Origin of the sequence: Streptomyces sp. NPDC088732, from assembly GCF_044751205.1 — a bacterium.
Classification (GTDB): domain Bacteria; phylum Actinomycetota; class Actinomycetes; order Streptomycetales; family Streptomycetaceae; genus Actinacidiphila.
The window spans coordinates 1-1,384 of sequence record NZ_JBIVLI010000069.1; the positions used below are offsets into that span (position 1 = coordinate 1).

The window sequence follows — 1,384 nt, forward strand, 5'->3', positions numbered from 1 at the left end:
GTCTGTTGTGGGTGTTGGGGTGCCGGTGGGTGGGTGGCCGTTTGTGGTGTCGGGTCGTGGGGTGGGTGGGTTGCGGGGGCAGGCGGGGCGTTTGCAGGATTTTGTTGCGGGTTCTGCAGGTTCTGCGGGGTTGGGGGATGTGGGGTGGTCGCTGTTGTCGCGGGCGGGGTTGGAGCGGCGTGCGGTGGTTTTCGGTGGGGACCGGGGCGAGTTGGTGGCGGGTCTGGAGGCGTTGGCGGGGGGTGTTGAGGCTCCGGGTGTGGTGTCGGGGTCTGTGGTGGGGGGTTCGTTGGGGTTGGTGTTCACCGGTCAGGGTGCGCAGCGGGTGGGGATGGGGCGGGGGTTGTACGAGGCGTTTCCGGTGTTCGCGGAGGCGTTCGACGAGGTGTGCGGGGTGTGGGGGGTTCATGGCGGGGTGGATCTGAAGGCGGTCGTCTTCGGTGGAACCGACGGTGACGTGGACGCGGGTTCTGGTGGGGGGTTGTTGGATCGGACGGATGTGGCGCAGGGGGCGTTGTTTGCGTTCGAGGTGGCGTTGGTGCGGTTGTTGGAGTCGTGGGGGGTGCGGGCGGGTGTGGTGGGTGGGCATTCGTTGGGGGAGGTGGTGGCGGCGTGTGTGGCGGGGGTGTGGTCGGTTGAGGATGCGGTGCTGGTGGTGGCGGCGCGTGGGCGGTTGATGGGGGGTCTGCCGGCGGGGGGTGTGATGGCGGCGGTGTCGGCGTCGGAGGGTGAGGTGCTGGCGTTGCTGGAGGAGTTGGCCGGCCGGCCGGGTGGGTTGCCGGGTGGTGGGGTGTCGGTGGCGGCGGTCAATGGTGTGTCGTCGGTGGTGGTGTCGGGTGGGCGGGCCGGGGTGGAGGAGGTCGTCTCGCGGTTGGAGGGGTCGGGGCGGCGGGTGGTGTGGTTGCGGGTCAGTCACGCGTTCCATTCGGCGTTGGTGGAGCCGGTGCTGGAGGGGTTGGGGCGGGTGGTGGGTGCGGTGGAGTCCGCGCTGCCGCGGGTGGCTTTGGTGTCGGGTCTGGACGGGCGGGTGGTGGAGGGCGGCCGGGCCGGGACGGCGGAGTACTGGATGGAGCATGCGCGGCGGCCGGTGCGGTTCGCCGATGTGGTGGCCGGGATGCTGGAGCAGGGTGTCGGCACGATCTTGGAGGTGGGGCCGTCCGGGACGCTGACGCCGTTGGTGCGTGCGGTGCTGGAGGAACGCGAGGGCGGGGCGGGGCAGGTCGCGGCCGCACCGGTGCTGGACCGGACCCGCAGCGAGCCCGAGGCGTTCCTGCGGACCCTGGCCTGGCTCCACACCCGCGGGATCCCCGTCGACTGGACCCCCGCCTACACCAACACCCACCCCCGCCGAATCCCCCTGCCCACCTACGCCTTCCAACACACC

General features: G+C 71.3%; 1 protein-coding gene. It reads left to right on the forward strand.

Annotation, left to right across the window (positions count from 1 at the left end):
- Positions 1–298 precede the first annotated feature (298 nt).
- A partial coding sequence (locus tag ACIP9H_RS42295) for an acyltransferase domain-containing protein (protein WP_401964272.1) occupies positions 299–1,384 on the forward strand: 1,086 nt, incomplete at its 3' end.